At 40.8% G+C, this 17,828-nt stretch carries 13 protein-coding genes and 1 CRISPR repeat array; of the genes, 4 read left to right on the forward strand and 9 right to left on the reverse strand.

Going from position 1 to position 17,828, the window contains the following annotated elements:
- Positions 1 to 145: 145 nt before the first annotated feature.
- Positions 146 to 2,044: a protein kinase domain-containing protein gene (locus tag AC5JMF_RS09600; RefSeq protein ID WP_495795481.1), complete on the reverse strand. Its 1,899-nt coding sequence runs from the start codon at positions 2,042 to 2,044 to the stop codon at positions 146 to 148.
- 357 nt (positions 2,045 to 2,401) lie between these two features.
- Here AC5JMF_RS09600 and AC5JMF_RS09605 point away from each other — a divergent pair, with 357 nt between their 5' ends.
- Positions 2,402 to 2,890, forward strand: coding sequence for a hypothetical protein (locus tag AC5JMF_RS09605; protein ID WP_495795482.1), 489 nt, complete (start codon positions 2,402 to 2,404; stop codon positions 2,888 to 2,890).
- Positions 2,891 to 3,267: 377 nt separating this feature from the next.
- On the forward strand, positions 3,268 to 4,992 hold the full coding sequence (locus AC5JMF_RS09610) for a GNAT family N-acetyltransferase (RefSeq protein WP_495795483.1): 1,725 nt from the start codon (positions 3,268 to 3,270) through the stop codon (positions 4,990 to 4,992).
- Between the two features lie 63 nt (positions 4,993 to 5,055).
- On the opposite strand, the gene AC5JMF_RS09615 is transcribed toward AC5JMF_RS09610, so the two are convergent.
- Positions 5,056 to 5,589 carry an ASCH domain-containing protein gene (locus AC5JMF_RS09615; protein WP_495795484.1) on the reverse strand — a complete coding sequence of 178 codons (534 nt, stop codon included), beginning with the start codon at positions 5,587 to 5,589 and terminating at the stop codon, positions 5,056 to 5,058.
- A gap of 463 nt (positions 5,590 to 6,052) precedes the next feature.
- Positions 6,053 to 7,705: a tetratricopeptide repeat protein gene (locus AC5JMF_RS09620; protein ID WP_495795485.1), complete on the reverse strand. Its 1,653-nt coding sequence runs from the start codon at positions 7,703 to 7,705 to the stop codon at positions 6,053 to 6,055.
- 363 nt (positions 7,706 to 8,068) lie between these two features.
- Between AC5JMF_RS09620 and AC5JMF_RS09625 the strand changes: the two genes are divergently transcribed.
- Entirely contained in the window at positions 8,069 to 8,719 is a 651-nt protein-coding gene (locus AC5JMF_RS09625) for an HAD-IA family hydrolase (RefSeq protein WP_495795486.1), read from the forward strand.
- 363 nt (positions 8,720 to 9,082) lie between these two features.
- Positions 9,083 to 10,059: a CRISPR direct-repeat array (repeat unit 37 nt; unit sequence GTTTTAATCAACTAAAATCCCTATTAGGGATTGAAAC).
- A 71-nt stretch (positions 10,060 to 10,130) separates the two neighbouring features.
- Here AC5JMF_RS09625 and AC5JMF_RS09630 read toward each other — a convergent pair.
- From AC5JMF_RS09630 to AC5JMF_RS09655, 6 genes are all read right to left on the reverse strand, one after another.
- A complete protein-coding gene (locus tag AC5JMF_RS09630) occupies positions 10,131 to 10,571 on the reverse strand; it encodes a hypothetical protein (RefSeq protein ID WP_495795487.1) in 441 nt (146 codons plus the stop codon).
- A gap of 296 nt (positions 10,572 to 10,867) precedes the next feature.
- On the reverse strand, positions 10,868 to 11,602 hold the full coding sequence (locus tag AC5JMF_RS09635) for a hypothetical protein (protein ID WP_495795488.1): 735 nt from the start codon (positions 11,600 to 11,602) through the stop codon (positions 10,868 to 10,870).
- Positions 11,603 to 11,688: 86 nt separating this feature from the next.
- Positions 11,689 to 12,510 (reverse strand): S1 family peptidase, encoded by an 822-nt coding sequence (locus tag AC5JMF_RS09640; RefSeq protein ID WP_495795489.1) that lies wholly within the window; start codon positions 12,508 to 12,510, stop codon positions 11,689 to 11,691.
- 10 nt (positions 12,511 to 12,520) lie between these two features.
- On the reverse strand, positions 12,521 to 13,324 hold the full coding sequence (locus AC5JMF_RS09645) for a S1 family peptidase (RefSeq protein ID WP_495795490.1): 804 nt from the start codon (positions 13,322 to 13,324) through the stop codon (positions 12,521 to 12,523).
- A 50-nt stretch (positions 13,325 to 13,374) separates the two neighbouring features.
- Positions 13,375 to 13,953, reverse strand: a complete 579-nt coding sequence (locus AC5JMF_RS09650; RefSeq protein WP_495795491.1) for a COP23 domain-containing protein — start codon at positions 13,951 to 13,953, stop codon at positions 13,375 to 13,377.
- A gap of 313 nt (positions 13,954 to 14,266) precedes the next feature.
- Entirely contained in the window at positions 14,267 to 14,941 is a 675-nt protein-coding gene (locus AC5JMF_RS09655; RefSeq protein WP_495795493.1) for a hypothetical protein, read from the reverse strand.
- A 269-nt stretch (positions 14,942 to 15,210) separates the two neighbouring features.
- Between AC5JMF_RS09655 and dnaX the strand changes: the two genes are divergently transcribed.
- The gene (gene dnaX, locus AC5JMF_RS09660) at positions 15,211 to 17,655 is read left to right on the forward strand and encodes a DNA polymerase III subunit gamma/tau (protein WP_495795492.1); all 2,445 of its coding nucleotides are present in this window, start codon (positions 15,211 to 15,213) and stop codon (positions 17,653 to 17,655) included.
- Positions 17,656 to 17,828: the final 173 nt, after the last annotated feature.

Raw genomic sequence — 17,828 nt, forward strand, 5'->3', positions numbered from 1 at the left:
TTGAAGCTAACAGCAAGTATGTAGTCGTTTGCCACATATAACGCATCTCATTATAGTGAGGTACATTTAGTTGAGATTAGAGGCTAGGGTGTACTTAATATAATTAAGAACTACTGTATCTCAAGCTTACTATATTTATACCCACTTACTGCTCTGTGATGAAAGGTTTATTAGTATTGAGAAGTTCCTCTTGTCTATTATTTAGATTTTTTCGGTTATCTACTTGAGGCAGTGCCTGTTTTTTAATATTTTCAGCAGCTTGTTTAAATAGAGGTTGTATTTTATCTCGCCAATATTGAATGTTAGGTAATTTTTCTGGATGCTTCTGATAATCTAAGACTTTATCCCATTGACCATTACTTAAAGCTTGATTGATGTCATTAAATAGGGCATCTGCCTTAGTCCAATCTGCTTGCCATTGGGCTATCAATTGCGCTGTTTGTTTGATACCCAACGAAGCATTTGCACGAATGGATTTCAGCAGCGCGATCGCACCCTGCAAATCTCCAGATTCATACTTACGTCTTGCTTGTTCTATAATATCGGTGCTACGCTCATCGGGTTTTGATGGCTCTGATGCTTCGGGGTTAGGGCTGGTGATACTGGGAGATTTTGGTTTTGGAGTGGGTCGAGTAGCAATTAAGCTATTATCATCTACTGTCTTGATGGCAATACCTTTGGCCCGCAGACAAGAAACCCATTCCTTATTGGCTATGACATCTGGGTGTGCCCAAGCTAACCGCCCAGATTTGAGTTTAACTTCTACCCAACCGCGTTTGGTTTGCTTGCCTGTAACCTCAAACTTAGTTTCTTGGGTTACTGTTTGCAAAACATTATTAGAATTGATCGAACTTGGTTCCGAACGGATATTAGAATTAGCTGCGATCGCAGTCCAACAGCCTTTGGTGGTGGTATCCTGACCTGTAAAGTTAGTAGCAAAATTTTTCACATTGGGATAAATGTTTGTCACCAAAGCCGCAGCACCGCCAGCCAATAAAACGCCAATTAATAACGGCCAGGGGTCGGGTTTGTTAGAGTCTTTACGAACAGGTTTAATAGGAGTACGATTTGGTGGAGAAACTGCGATCGTTTGGTGTTGAGATACTTGAGATGGTTTTTTTGGTTGATAATTGCTGTTGTTAGCAGATTTTGGGGATGTGGAAAATACAGATACTGGATGAGTAGCTTCTTGACATGCTTGCAATGCTTCTGTAGCAGTTGGATAGCGGTCTTTGAAGTGATAACGCACCATCTTATTCAACACCGTTGCTAAGCGAGAGTTGACGGTTACTGAATGCTGCCAGAGAATTTCGCCTGTTTCGGTGTCTTCTTGTAATTCTGTAGCTGGAATTCCAGTCAGGGCTTGAATGGCGATAATACCAAGAGAATAGATATCACTGTTGGGGCGGGGTTTGCCTTGTCCTTGTTCTGTGGGCATATAGCCGGGAGTACCCACCACCACTGTAGCAGAGGGTTGTCCGGCGACTGTGAGGGGCGATTCTCCGGGGGAGACGCTGTGCGATCGCCAAGTTTGCCCATAGGATACTTGTAATTGCTTGACAGCCCCAAAATCTACTAAAACTAGTTTATTATCAGAGACACGACGGATGATATTGTCTGGTTTAATGTCGCGGTGAATCACACCTTGGTTGTGAACAAATTCAAGAATCTGCAACACTTCCTGCAATAACTGAATCACTTGGCTTTCACTCCAGCCCTTACCAGGTATTAGTTCTTCAGTTAAGGTGTGTCCGGCAATGAATTCTTGGACTAGATAAAATTCCTGATTTTCATCAAAATAAGCCAGCAAGCGGGGTATTTGGTCATGATAGCCCAATCGTTCTAAAGTTTCGGCTTCACTCTGAAACAGACGTTTAGCAGTGTCAAAAATTTTCGGATCAGAACTAGTAGGTTTAAGATGCTTAACAACACAAATGGGATTACCTGGTCGCCTGGTATCCTCAGCTATGTAAGTTTGACCAAATCCGCCTTTTGCCAGGACTCGAATTACTTGGTAACGATGGTCTAGCAGCTTACCTATCATATCCCCTCCCCAGTTTTACCACCTAATGTTTTAGATCAGCTGTTCCACATAAAAGTTGCAAGTTTCGTGTAGACTGTTGACCAAAGAAGACCGAGAGACGCGGCAAGGCGATGAGGCAGTCGGAGTGAATGGTTTCAAGAAAGCAAATTTATGAGTTTCTTTTTGTCCTCGTGCCTTTTTCGATGTCAACAACCCTCATGAGTGATTTTGCAATACTAGATGTGTTTTAGCTTAATAAATATCTCCAAATTTTCTTTAACGAAATCCGCTATCTTGGGAAAAGATTTAGACTAAAAACGCAGTTTTTTAATAAACGCAGTTTTGTAATTTTTCTTAAAGTATCCCTTTTGACTAACAATGGCACCTAAACTAAGTAATTCAGTTGCATGGCAGCAAGCTGAACTCCTCATGCAGCCTGCTTTTATTCGCGTCATCGATAATATTCGCAAGCAGCTAGATGCATCTTCTTGGATTGGAACTTATCAAGATGTACTGATTTGGCCGCCTAGCACCACTAATGAAATCAAAGCATTGGTCACTAATTTATTGCAAGAAATAGAAACTGCAACACCAGAACAAGCAGATGAAATCAGAGAAACTCTTGCTCGTCTGCCAATGCCCTATCCAGGATATCATCTGCACTTGCAACGTCAAGAGCAGCAAGTAGGTATCGATATGTGGGAATTGTGTTATCAAGTGTGCTTTCGCAATTACAGTTCAGATGATGAGACGGTTGATATTGATACTAGTTTAATTGATGAGTTCGGTGAAGTGGATTGGCAGCGTTTAGATGAGAAAGCAAGGGATATGGTTGAGGAGGTGTTTTTAAGTTTACCAGAGGGATAATAACTAGCTGCTATTGACTACCAATTACTAGCTTTTCTTAACTGAACAAGCGAACTCTTGCTGCGATAAATGCCGCAGTTGGGGCTGGGCTTTGTCCAATTGCTTGCCTAGACGTTATGCTGCACTATCTTGTACTCTAATTTATGAGACTGATGGTGTCATGAATAAAAAATACCATTAATCTCTTCGCTTACCTACGGAATCTGGGTTGTGAGATCAGCTTGACTAGTACTGGTATTAGATAAATTTAGTGGCTAACCCATAGCGTGGTTAAAACCAGATTATTGGCTGCTAACGGCTAAAATTTTAAGCTAAACTAAATTTCTTCATACATTACAAAAATTAGCTATCAATAATTAGTATTTTCTGGAGTATTTGTGGAAATATTCACTATAGATACATCTTGTGTTCTAAATTTGCTTAATACTCATGAATCGGTAGACCAAGAACTTGTTGTGCTGTTGAAATTTGGCTTTATGGATGCTGTGAAGTTAGTAGTAACAGAACAACTATCAGCAGAGGTTATTGGGAATGCAGGCAACCAAAGACCAGAAATAGCACAACGTATAGGTATTCTTCCTGTTCACAGCGTTTCTCCACAACGATGCGCTGAACGTGATTCGCTGGCTCAAAACTTGTTTCAAAAATTTTGGTCAAATGCAGTACCGGGTTCTGGTAATGCCGAACATGGCTATCGTGATTGTTTGCATCTGGCTTCACATAAACTATGCGGTGGTAATGTCTTTGTAACCCGTGATGAGACACTCCGTAAAAAAGTGAGAACTCATGGGGGTAGTTTTGGAATCATAACATTGTCTCCTACGGAAGCTGTTGCTAGAATCCAACATGAGTTGTTGCCTTTAGCTCAAACAGAGGTATCATCGCCAGTTATTAGACTTTCTCAAGCAGACGATAAAGACGCGCTCAAAAATCTTTTAGAGCCGCTAAAAAATTTTTACTTAGACTTTGATAATTGGTTAAGTAAAACGTTAAATGATCAAAATGCCCGTATTAACATAGCTTCAATCGAAAATAATCCTATCAGCGCAATAGCTATTTGGAAGAAAAAAGATCAACTAACAGCTAAACTTTCTTTATTTTACATAACACCTGAAAGCCGAAAAACAGGGTTAGGTCAGCATTTATTGTTTTACTGCATAAGGGAGTGGATTGAAAATCGTTTTGAAAAAGTTATTGTAACTACATCACAGGAAAATGCAGAACTTTTAACATTTTTTACACGATATGGTTTTCGCATAGAAGGAATTTCTCAACGTAGATATCAGCGTATAAATGGAAAGAGTTCTGCGGAGCTTGTTCTTGCCAAACATTTCTTTTATCAACGCATTACGGAAGCAGATATAAATATTTTCATCAACAATTTAGTTTCTACAATTTTTTCTGTTCCCAATAATGAAAATATTATAGCTAATAGTAATTGGTTTGTTCCTCCTCTAAATATAAATATCCAAGCTAAATTACATGAGACTAACTCAAGCAAGAGACTAATCTTATATACTAATAATGACCAAGAAATTAATAATTTTGCTATTTCTGATTTAGAAAAACTTTTCTATCCAGTTCGATTTGCTTTTAATAATCGGTTAGCCTATCTTGTACCAATTCAACCGAGATGGGCTAATAAAATGATACAAATTAATAACACCCAAACACAATTAAATAGTTATGCTTATGATAGACTTTTTCTTCGTACAGACAATGTTTATTATTGTTATCCTTGGTATGCTGACAAAGATGTTGTTGGTGCGCCAATATTATTTTACATCTCAAGCCCAGAAAGTATAATTGGTGGAATAGGTTATATTCTTGAACGCCATATTGCTTTACCTGAAGACCTTTTTTTAAAATTTGGAGGTATTGGCGTATATCAGATACATAATATTCAGAATCATATTAAACAAAAAGGCTCTAGTATAGGGTGTGCAATGGCGCTAAGATTTGGTTGGTGGGTACCATTTACTAATCCAATTTCTCGTTCTAGATTAAACAAATTTGGTATTAAGGGTGTCCCTCAACATATGCAAAGTATTAGCTATCAGCAATATGAGGATATTCTAAAAGAAGGGGGATTAGAATGGTAAATAACTCTATGTTTAGTCTACTAAAAACTTTAGTATAGGACGACTAGAACACTTGAAAAGCCACTAGTAGATGAATAGGTTTAATTGTTTACTGAGGCGTCCTTTCTGCATCAATTCATTTCTGCAATCTTCTAGTACATTAATCCATTTAGTATGAATATACCAATCCTCGCGCCAATTGATTGTAGCTTGTGGAGGTGTAAAACCAGAACAGAGTTTATATATTTCGTTCAAATGCAACTCAGGAAAGGTAAAATTGCGGTAGATTAAAGTACCATATGCAAACTCACATTTATCAAAATAGCTATCGTAAAACTCTTTTTCTACCGCCATCATAGAATGATACTGTTCCCACATCTGGGGAACAGGTAAAGATATAGTTCTATCTGCTATGAATCCTCCTCTAATAACAGCATCAGGAGCAGTTTCATATAAAAGAATAAGATCACCCAACTCCATGCCAATTGGACGTTTTCGCAATTCAATAGTTTTTACGCCAGAGATAATGCGTTCAGCATATATTCGCTTGATACTTAAAGCTTTTATATATTTAGTTTGCATAAAGACCTCGTAAATTAGTAGCTCTCCTGTAATCATCCAGAGTAAATACTATATCAGCAAAAAATCTCTATCTGCATAACGAGCTTTGCGATTAAGTACAACATCCAGTAAAGATCGCACCTCGCTTGGTATAAGTTATTCTCTAAACCTGCAAGTATTCTCTAAACCTGTAATGCTTGTCTTGAGCTTGAACTAATGCCTGACGTGGCTTGCTTTGATTAAACAAAAATACACTAATCAGTACATTAGTATCAAATACGAACCGTCGATTAGTCGTCATCATTCAAAATCGATGTTCCCGCGTCCCCCTCTGGGTGACGCTCCTTCTCCTGACGGAGACGCTACGCGAACGTCGCTCTAAGCAAAGCTATGCCGTAGGCTTTACGCTCTTGAGATCGCCAGTTGCCTGCGGAGGGAAACCCTCCTTTACTCACTGGACTCACTGCGTCGATCAAAACGCCAAATATTAAAAACCTACCCCTGTCAGTACTCCCCACTCTCAAGAGAGACGATCGCGAAGAATTGCCAGATTGTCACGACAAGTGATAGTTTGGGGATGATCTGCTCCTAAGTGGCGATCGCAAATTTCCCAAGCTTGCAGATATAAAGATTCGGCTTCTTTGTAACGTTCTAGAGACTCGTAGAGATACCCCAGGTTACTCAGACTAGTAATCACATCAGGATGCTCGTTTTCTAATAGGCGTTGTCTCAGTTGCAAAGCTTGCTGATATAAAGGTTCCGCTTCCTTGTACCTTCCTTGGAATTCGTAAAGATATCCTAAGTTGTTGAGGCTAGTTGCAACGTCAATATGTTGCTCTCCCAGCAAGCGACGCCTTAACGCCAATGCTTGTTGATATAAAGGTTCCGCTTCTTTGTGCTTTCCTTGGGAGTTGTAAAATAATGCCAAGTTATTAAGGCTAGTTGCAACATCAACATGTTCTTCACCCAGCAAGCGACGCCTTAACGCCAATGCTTGTTGATACAAAGGTTCCGCTTCTTTGTACTTTCCTTGGGAATTGTAAAATAATGCCAGGTGATTAAGGCTAGTTGCAACATCAACGTGTTCTTCACCCAGCAAGCGACGCCTTAACGCCAATGCTTGTTGATACAAAGGTTCCGCTTCTTTGTACTTTCCTTGGGAATTGTAAAATAATGCCAGGTGATTAAGGCTAGTTGCAACATGAGGATGTTCCTCTCCCAAGCGTTTTTTCATGACTTCTGGACATTGCTCATACCAAAGTGTTGCTTGGTCGGATAATCCTTGAATTTGATAAAATTTAGCAATACCAATGAATGGTAAAATCAAGTCTTCATCGTTAATATACTGAAGAAAATTATTAGTTGCCTCTGTCAGATGAGGTATCGCAGAGGCAATACTATCAATTTGCGTCAAAGTTAGAGAATCACAAATATCTTTGGCTACTGTAATTACGACTCTGCAAAAAGTCCGTTTTAGCTCTTCTGCTTGAGCTAACTCTGCTATCTGGCGTTGGAAAAATTCTCTTAATAGTGGATGCTGTTGGTAAAATCCTGCATCTGAACGCTGGAGCAAACACAGACTTATGAGGATATCATCTTTGACTGCCTCTATTTTCTGGGGGTCTTCCCCTGATAAGCACTGTTCGACTAACTTCTGGGGTATGGGTGCAACAGCAAATAAACTTAACACACAACCCAACTGTTTATCTGCGTCTGATAATTCTTGCCAGATTAACTCAAAAGCTGTTAACACCCCCTGTTGTACTGCTGCTGTTTCAGCTGGGGGGTGTTGTTCTTGTCGCTGCTTATCGAATCTCTCTAACATTTCTGTGAGGGAGAGGTCTGGCTTTTGTGTTAAGTATCGCCCGATTAACTCTAGTCCTAAAGGCAAATACCCCAGCCGTTCACATAACTGCAACGCTACTATTTCACCGCGCGGTCTTTCCCCTGATTCCTGTGTTTGTACAGGGGGGGAACTTGACTCCTCACTGCCTTCTGGAGATTGAGGGATTTGGTCATTACTACCTTCTGGAGATTGAGGGGTTTGGTCATTCTCCTTTTGAATTCGTTCTGTTCCAATCAGCGATTTGAATAATTCTAGGGCTGCTTCAGGTTGCAGCGCATCCAAGGACAATTGTGTTGTGTGTTCCAAGTTTTGATCTGCGATCGCCATGATTTAGATATCCTACCCCACCCCTATGACCCTACGTATGCTTAGATTTTAGAGAAAATCTCAAGTTATATGCAAAACATCATAAAAATTTAGCTTTAGAATATTTTTTGCGATCGCGCTCCAACTCTGCAAATGCGTGGTTACTTGCAGCCTTCTACTCAGACACGATTTATGACATGATTATGAATATAATGGGCGGTTCTATTGGTTTTTTAGTTTTTAAAGTGGAAAGCTAAATAATACAAGCCCAGCCTATTTAGTAGCGCCAGTTCAGGCAACAGGATATACCTGTATAGTACTCCCAGCATAGAGAACTGGCAAAGTTAAAAGATGCTGGTTCCTTAGCACTCAGCACTCGGTATTATGCAACGACCAAAAGTGATTTTTTTAGATGCTGTTGGCACACTCTTTGGTGTCAAAGGCAGTGTCGGTGAAGTTTATAGCCAGATGGCCCAAGATTTTGGTGTTAATGTTTCTGCCGAGATATTAAATACAACCTTCATTGAAAGTTTTAAGGCAGCGCCACCACCAATATTTCTAGATACAGACAAGCAAGATATTCCTCAACGAGAATTTGACTGGTGGCGAATCATTGCGCTCAATACCTTCGAGAGTGCAGGTGTTCTCAAAGAATTTTCTGACTTTTCAGCTTTTTTTAGCGAACTATACATCCACTTTGGCACTGCCGAACCCTGGTTTGTCTATCCTGATGTCTCCTCAGCTTTGATTAACTGGCAACAGCAAGGAATTGAACTAGGGGTATTATCCAATTTTGACTCCCGGATTTATTCAGTATTGCAAGGTTTGGGGCTGAGAACATTTTTTAAAACTATTACCATTTCTACTCAAGCACGCGCAGCTAAACCTGATCCACAAATTTTTGCTGTTGCTTTGAAAAAACATAAATGCCTACCAGAGGAAGCATGGCATATTGGTGACAGCATTACAGAAGACTACTATGGTGCTAAGGCAGCTGGTTTAAAAGCCGTTTGGATTGACCGTAAAAATAATTAATGTGAATTAGTAACTATTAGGCCATACTGTTTCACTTTAAGATTGACATAAATAGGGAGCAGGGGGAAAGAATTAGAGACAAATCATTTGTATTAGGTATTTCGTGAAATGGTATCAACCAGTAGGTGTTTTTCAAACAACATAGAATTTTGTGCCTGAAAAGCCTATTCTCTCTAGCTTTGAACCCTCTTTGAGGAGTTTAGAGGTTGACACCACCACCCCAAATCCTTACCAGAATCGCTTTTGAGGTTATTTATGATTCTTGCGATCTTGACAACCAAACCTCTGAAAAGGTATCTTAGCTATAGGTTGCAACTATTGAACCTTGAAAACCAAATATATCAAGCCTCACAGACCCCAGCGGTTTTAATCAACTAAAATCCCTATTAGGGATTGAAACCCAGCACTTGTGAAATAGTTAATTAAATCTAAGGTTTTAATCAACTAAAATCCCTATTAGGGATTGAAACAAGAATCACCGCCCCCCTAGAGCCAGGATATTTAGTTTTAATCAACTAAAATCCCTATTAGGGATTGAAACGCCTAATTCTATGCCAACTTCACTGTCTAAAATGTTTTAATCAACTAAAATCCCTATTAGGGATTGAAACCTGGTGGAAATGGTGGGGTAACTGCTAGTGGCTCAGTTTTAATCAACTAAAATCCCTATTAGGGATTGAAACCAATCAGTTTTAAAAATCTTAGACAAGCCTTACGTTTTAATCAACTAAAATCCCTATTAGGGATTGAAACACTCTTCTTCTGCTACTGGTAATGTGCCTTGTTTGGTTTTAATCAACTAAAATCCCTATTAGGGATTGAAACACATAAATGAAGTAATAATCGAGGTGTGTTCTACAGAAGTTTTAATCAACTAAAATCCCTATTAGGGATTGAAACAGACATTTCCCTAGCTTTTGAAAGGACGGGATGCCCCGCCTTTGTTTTAATCAACTAAAATCCCTATTAGGGATTGAAACGCCGTAGCACTTACCTGTTCCGGGTGCCTATCCCAGGTTTTAATCAACTAAAATCCCTATTAGGGATTGAAACTTTTGAGAACAAACGTATCCGAAACTAAAGCAAGTTTTAATCAACTAAAATCCCTATTAGGGATTGAAACAATTGCAGCTTGACCCTAACAATGCTCGCAAAGGGTTTTAATCAACTAAAATCCCTATTAGGGATTGAAACTCCTGCAATGTGAAGCTAGCAACATTATAAATACCGTTTTAATCAACTAAAATCCCTATTAGGGATTGAAACAATTCTTCTGGTAGTTGATGGGGTTTTAACTGTCACTGTTTTAATCAACCAAAATCCCTATTAGGGATTGAAACTTATCGGTACTCCCCTATCAAACGGTTAGTCTTAAGTTACTTTCTGTTAAGTGGTTTAGTTAACGTAAAAATTACGAATTGTTTTGTCGAGGATATGTTAACGTCCAGTTTTGCCTGTCATTTAGCTGAGAGTACAAACCTTGCATAATCAACCTCAGCGCAACGCGAGTTCTCACAAAGTCTCTCACTAGATGAGTTCCAGGCTGAGCAAATACGTTATCTAACTGTTGACTGTAGCCAAATGACTTGGAGCAGTAATTACCAACACCTTTAACTGTTAGGATAAAAAATGGTGCTTGCTTGTACTCATTGGGAACCATAAAAATTCCGTACACTCGATGTCCACCACGCCACGGTTGAACGACAACTTTAGTTGCAGGGATTTGTATTTTTTTGGTTTTTGATGCTAAAAATGCTTCAGAATTACAATCGGAATCGTTGAGAGGCCACCAAAATATAACAACAAACAGCGAGAATAGCACAACTAAAATGTAGGTCAACAGACGACGCATAAATTAATAAAAAAGTAAATTATTGACATGGCGAAAGTTAGATTTTATATGGATTTGTAGATTTGTATCTGTAGCATTAGGCCATGATTTCTAACCGTCAATGCCTAAAAACTTATCAAATTGAGAAACAAAACTGAACGAAAAAAAAAATTGGGTAAGGATTTCCACTTTACCCAACTTTTTTAAATGTAGAATGCTTGACTGTTGACAAACAACCTCTCGCATCCATCAAAATGACTTTTTCTCTCTGCTCCCCTGCCTTTAAAGCGATGGGATATTTATTTATTTGTCAGTCCCTAAAGCTTACTAGGTGCTGTGCAAGAAGAATTAAACCCGTAGGCTCCTTGCCATTGTTTTATAGTTCCTTTACCAAGAGGAAATACTTTGGTATCACCATTAGCAAATCTGAGTCGGGCGCGAATTTCTTTGATGGGTGCTTTTCTCAAATAATTAGCGGCGTTAGCATCAATGCTAAATACGGTATCTGTCATATACCAAACATTGGAATATTCACGTTCTCTATTGTTTTCGTATTCGGTATATGTGTATTTAACTGAAAATCCTCTAGTTTTAGTATTTGAGTTTTTAGAGAATTGTACTATCTGATCTCCAACTCCTAACTCTACGGCGGTAGGAGAGAGTTGTTCTAATTCCATTTTGCCATCTGTTGGAGCCGATTGTACAACCATCTGCACAAAGCACCCTTCTATTTTGCTACCCCACAGAGAAGTAACTATAAATCTGCCAGGGCGTGGGCCACTAAAGGGACTTTGAATTAAACTATTTAATGGGTCTTCACCATGGATATCTATAACTACTTTACCCAGGACTGAATTAACAAGGGTGTCTTTGATATTGACAAGCTTACTAAACGGTAAACCTTTACTAGCCCAAGGCATTCCATTAACAGTATTGAGTTTGTCTTCGTCGATTGAACTTTCAGTTTCAGCGATCGCGCTACTATGAGATAAGCTCAGCAATGCTGGCAAAAATAATACAGCTAAAACACTGGATGTCAAAAACCGCTTCATAAGTAATTTACATTCTCTAAAATAAACTCAAAGGAAATTTAACAGTTATCGATGATCAACTTGTGTACTGAATAACTGTTTACTGTTCACTCACAACGGTGGCCAGCACAAACAACGCCAGATCCTGTTACTCCCTCAGAACCGTTAATAACGGTGGGGCGTCCAATGGGTCTGGAATTTGTAGATGTGTCAGTTAAATTGGTTTGGGGGATTGAGATTTGCACTTTTAATTTGCTGGCTGTTTTGGAGGCGACAAATAGATTGATGGGGATACCCAGATTAAAACCCACCTTTTGACCATCACCATCTCTGGCACCTCGCCCATGAATGCCAATCAAACGCCCGTTTTCATCTAGCACAGGGCCGCCACTCATCCCCCGGTGAGTATTGTTATTGTAAATTAGGGTATAACCTTCCTCTGGTTGAGTATTCGTGCCAACAATTTGTCCCATTAGTACTAACACTGTACGATTTTTAATTCCCTGTACAGGTTCTGGTGCGCCAGATACAAAAATCGTGGTGCCTTCCTTGGCGGTATCGGAATTGCCAAAGGTGGCAGTACTATATACTTTGTCACTAGTAAACTGAATGAGTGCTAAATCCGCTTCTGGGACGCGTGTGATTGAGTTGGGTACCGCTTGATGTTGGCTTTTGTCGCGGGTTTGGATGATGTAGTTTCCTGATTCACCGACAACATGCCAATTAGTGAGAACGCTGTAGGATTTTCCTTGGCGGTAAATAATTACTCCTGAGCCGAGTTTGGTGTCACTCGCTCCATTAATCACTACTGTAATATCTTTAGCAATATTACTAACATCTTGAGCTGTTAATGGCATAGCAATTTGTGGTTGAATAAATGCGATCGCCACTCCCATAATTGCTGTTGCTAATCCATGATCAAGCTTCATAATTTGACCTCTAATCAGCTTTATTAAGTACAGACGAATCTTTAGCTCTTACAGGTTTTTGCATCATCTGCACTACCCTGTCCATTGGCACAGCCCAACTCAGGCGCACAATTATCTTATGCAACCTTTCATCTACTTTGGAACCATCAGCAAATACAGAGGGAACATCCCATAGGGGATCAGCTTGCATTCCGTTAATGCCAACTACCTGACCTCGACGGTTCAAAAGTGGGCCGCCACTCATGCCGTTGGCGATCGCATTGGTGTAACCTAGCTGATAGCCCCCCTCTAAAGGTTTAGGTAGTACCAACGAAACCTTCCCTGGGGTAAAAGTAAAGTCTTTTCCCTCAGATCCCTCTTCGCTGGCGGGAAACCCGGCAACAAAAACTTCTTGTCCCACCGCAGCTTTGGAACCGATAGTTGCCACAGTATAAACAATGTCAGCACTCTTAAATTGCAACAAAGCCAAATCGTTTTTTCCCAAATTCAAGCTCCGAGCTAATTTAGCTGTGTAAATCCTACCATTTGAGACTTGAATGCGATACGGGGGTTCGCCTGCTTGCAACACATGAGCATTGGTCAGCACTGTATAAACTGAGCCTTGTTTGCGTAACAGAATTCCTGAACCTAAGAATTCTTTGGACATCACTTTAACAGTGATTGATTGAGCTTGCTGGTAGAGTTTTTCTGACTGAGGACTGATGCAATCACGGTTATTGCAAGGGTCAGAAATACTGACAACTGGTGCTGATGCGGACAGCGTCAAGGATATACTGCTAATACAGACCACCAGTGTCAAATTATGCCAATCCATCTGAGTTTAAAGGTAATACAAAGTGGCGATCGCATCAGTTCAGTATTACCTCATTCTTGAATAGATCCGTTGGTTGATTCTTGAATAGATCCGTTGGTTGGTTCTTCTGTAGCGTTGTTGAGGTAGGCATCAAAATTAATATTCAGCGTGTCTCCACCACTTTCATTGAGTACGTTTCCAGCTACCAAACCACGCCGATTTAACAGTCTACGCATAGTTTCTTTGGCATTACTTCCACGCTTGAGAGTAAACAGCAGTGTGCTATCTGTGCAAGGAGCATTTTGGTTTACAGCAGCACATACTACAGTTTCACCTTTCACTGTCCCAGTTCTGATGTATCTTAAAGTACCGTTATCATAACTTCTTTGAAATCTGCGAGCTACTTCGTGACAACGGCGTTCCATAGGCCACTCTTTGGGGAAAGCGCCCTGAGAAGTCCATCTAATCATCGGCACACTTTTCTTATTCTGAGTGCTGGCGAATGTTATAAAGATGCCTTTCCTCTGTTCGCAAAAGAATTTAGTGCCGCCAGCATAGCTGGGTTGACTGATGGTGACAGTTGTCGTTACTACCGCAAAAGAAGCAAGTGCAACTCCTGCCAATCCTCGATTAAATAAACTGAGTTTCATAATTGACGCCTAGTTTGCTAAAAAGACAATAGGTATATTACTGAAAGTTTAAAATTAATTGACAGTTTATTCTAGGTATTTGTTTCCAAAAAATCGAATCAATTTAGCTACACTCCTCTAGATTGGCAGGTTTGTAGGTGTAAGAATATAAAGATTTGACAAAAATATACCAAAAGGGAGTGGGGAGTGGGGAGTGGGGAGTGGGGAGTGGGGAGTGGGGAGTGGGGAAGAGGACACGGGGACGCGGTGACGCGGGGGCACGGAGAAAATTTCTCCCTCATCTCCCTCATCTCCCTCATCCCCCTCATCTCCCTCATTCCTGAGTCGATTGCTCAGCATTGTATAGTTGATCAATTAGTGCTTGGACAATAACTTGTGGGTCGTCGGTTTCAATTGCTAGCTGTTGAGCAATTTGCTGGCGTAGATTCTCATCTTGTTGCAACATTACATATAACTCTTCCAAGGTGACGCTTTGATATTCTGCTTCTGATGGGTTTTCTTGACTATCTACCTCTTCCATTGCAGAAAAGGTTTGTTCAGATGGCAAATTAGTCATCTCAGCGTCTGGGCCATCATATTCCCAAACTGGTTCGCCTGGATTACGCGTCAACAACTGCATCCCGATATCGTAGGCAACGTCTCCAACCTCTCCAATACCCAAGTCACCTAATTGTACTAACCGCGCAGCTAATTCATTATTGGGTGTAGGTGATGCTAGCAGTCTTTCACCAAACTTTTGTAACCACTCAACCCAGCGTTCCGTTGTAATCCGATGCTCAATGTTTTGTAGCCACTTCAATGCCCACGCTTGCCCTCGTGCTTGATGTACTCCTTGTAGGAGTTCGTTAAACAAAAATTCTAAATCCGTGTCGCTAAGGGGTGGTGCTGGTTCTTGTTGTACATCTACCCTAGCTTTTGACTTAGTTGTTTTTCCACCAAATAGGCTTTTAAAAAGCTTTTTGAGCCACTGAACTAGCCGCTTGAGCATCTGCTGTACCATAGAGTATTGCTTACACCTTAAGATTGTAGCGATCGCAATGTCTCATGGCGTCACTTCAGTCAATAAATGTATAGGGAGTGGGGAAGAAATAACCAATTCCCCATCACAAATAACTCTTGATTTTTTAGAACAAATGTACTATAATAATATGCTAAGATGAAGTGCATCGGCGGTAAAACCATACTAAAATATATGCTCTGTTTGCTTCCTTTGGGTGCTATTAATCAACATTGAGAGGCATTGAAGTCTCTTGTCCCATGTCTTACGAACCCCTGCACCATAAGTATCGCCCAAAGAGTTTTGCTGAGTTGGTGGGTCAAGAGGCGATCGCTACTACCCTCACCAACGCAATTTATACATGTAAAATTGCTCCTGCTTATTTGTTCACTGGCCCTAGAGGTACAGGTAAAACCTCTAGTGCCCGAATTTTAGCAAAATCACTCAATTGTCTTGCAGGTAACAAGCCGACACCTCAACCCTGCGGCGTGTGCGATGTGTGTCGGGGAATTACTCAAGGTTATTCTCTTGATGTGATTGAAATTGACGCCGCTAGTAATACTGGCGTTGATCATATCCGAGAATTGATAGAAAAAGCACAGTTTGCCCCTGTACAATCTCGGTATAAAGTTTATGTGATTGATGAATGCCTAACTGGAGATTCTCTGGTTTTGACTGATGAGGGACTTCAAAGAATTGATGATCCCAAAATTAAAAACAAGAAGGTTCTAAGTTACAACGACTCATCAAGCAAGTGGGAATTCAAGAAAGTTGTCAGGTGGTTAGACCAAGGAGAACGGCAAACCCTAGTTATCAAGACAATTAACCGAGAAATTAGATGTACGGCTAATCATTTAATTAGGACAAACCAGGGATGGATACCAGCAAAGGACGTAAAACAAGGAGTGAAGATACTATCCCCTGTGAATGTGGATGCGGCATCCTCATTTACAAATTTGGAGACAGTCGAATCTGTTCACCTCGCTGGAGTTGAGCGAGTTTATGACATTGAAGTAGCAGATAATCATAACTTTGTGGCAAATAACCTCTTGGTGCATAATTGCCACATGCTTAGTAGCGCAGCATTCAATGCGTTACTAAAGACACTAGAAGAACCACCGAAGCATGTAGTTTTTGTATTGGCAACAACAGATCCACAGCGAGTTTTACCAACAATTATTTCACGCTGTCAGCGGTTTGATTTTAGACGTATCCAACTTGAGGCGATGGTTAAACACTTGAGTGCGATCGCCGACAAAGAAAATATTAATATTTCTATTGATGCAGTTACCTTGGTAGCCCAAATTGCTCAAGGAGGACTACGGGATGCAGAAAGTTTACTCGATCAATTAGCTTTATTAACTGAGGAAGTATCACCAGAGCGAGTCTGGGATTTAGTTGGTACAGTGAGTGAACGAGACTTATTATCGCTGTTATATGCGATCGCGCAAAATAATCCATCAGCAGTTTTAGACTGCACTCGTACAATCCTAGATCGTGGACGAGAACCGCTGACTATTCTTCAGAATCTCGCTGCTTGTTACCGCGATTTACTAATTGCCAAAACTGCACCTCAACGCCAAGATTTGGTTACTTGTACGCATCAAACTTGGAAAGCGCTGGTTGAGTTTGCTCAAAATTTGGATATGAGTACAATTTTGGTAGGACAGCAACATTTGCGAACAGCTGAAGTACAGATTAAAAATACCACTCAGCCTCACCTTTGGTTAGAGGTGACATTACTAGGACTGTTGCCAAGCGCGACTATTTCACCTAAAATCACACTAACGCCACCATCAAACATTCCTCACTTACCATCATCTGAGCCATCTCAAACAAATAAGATCATTTCTAATGGAACAATTTCTCCAAATTTTGGGAGAGACATTTCAGAACCCACTACTCCTGCGTTTCCATTATCTCCTCCACCTCAAAAGACAGAAAGTACAAGCCACCAAGTCAAAGAAAATACTCCATTATCTCCTCCGCCTCAAGAGGCAGAAAGTACAAGCCACCAAGTCAAAGAAAATACTTCCCCACCTCCCTCATCCACCCTCATCCCTGCAAAGGAAATTACCGACGATGCACAACATGATTTAACTCAACTCTGGCAACAGGTGCTTGGTAATATCCAGCAGGCTTCTAGGCAAGCATTACTACGTCAAATGTGCCATCTCATTGAGTTTGATGGTACTTTGGCCCGTGTTGGTGTCCAACCTGTATGGTTTGAAAAAGTTAAATCTAATTTACCTATGATTACAGCGGCTTTCCAACAGACTTGCCAACGCGAAGTTAAGGTAGATTTAGAAAAAGGAACTGCTTCGACACCAACCTCAGCCAAAAAAGTTCCATCAACAAATGGTTCTGCAACGGTTAAACAGCCACCTGCATCCAGTTATCACAAGCAAACTCCACCACCAACCCAGATACCGCAGTCAGTTCAGCCACCACCAGCCAAAATTGAACCTCTAGCCACAAATACAACAAATGGGAATGGGAACGGGAATGGGAAAAAACCTGTAGCACCACCAGTACAAGCCCAAAAGCCAGTTCTCGATTGGGAACCTGACGAAGTTGCGATCGCAGCCCAGCGTTTGGCAGAATTTTTCAATGGACAAGTCATTCGTTTTTCAGACGATGGTGCAGATTTCTTTGATTCTACAGTTACATCTGAATGGGCAGAGGAATCTGAGGTAGATGATTAGAAAAGATGTGGTTCGACTTCGCTCACCAACCGGGGGATGAGGGGGATGAGGGAGAAAATTTCTCCGCGTCCCCGCGTCCCCAGTCCCCAGTCCCCAGTCCCCAGTCCCCAGTCCCCAGTCCCCAGTCCCCAGTCCCCAGTCCCCAGTCCCCAGTCCCCAGTCCCCAGTCCCCA

It is taken from the genome of Desmonostoc vinosum, from assembly GCF_059505385.1.